Below are 230 nucleotides of genomic sequence, written 5' to 3' on the forward strand. Positions count from 1 at the left end.
CACCCAGGCCGCCCCGGCCGAGGGCGCATGAGCCACGGCACCACGGGGGCGGGCTCGCTGGAGGACGTCCTCGAGCGGGCCCGCCGGGTCCCCCCGATGTCCGGCTTCCCCCCGGACGACGAGCTGCTGGCCTGGTTCGGCACGCTCGCGGCCGACCACCCGCGGCTCGTCACCGTGCGGCGGATCGGAACCTCCCGCCACGGCGGGCCGGGCCCGTGGGTCAGCGTCGG

General features: G+C 79.1%; 1 pseudogene. It reads left to right on the top strand.

The features are described 5' to 3' along the window. Positions 1-27 precede the first annotated feature (27 nt). Positions 28-230, top strand: a pseudogene (locus KVT14_RS21870) (peptidase M14); the annotation flags it as partial.

Source organism: Cellulomonas sp. GbtcB1 (genome assembly GCF_019091725.1).
GTDB lineage: Bacteria > Actinomycetota > Actinomycetes > Actinomycetales > Cellulomonadaceae > Cellulomonas.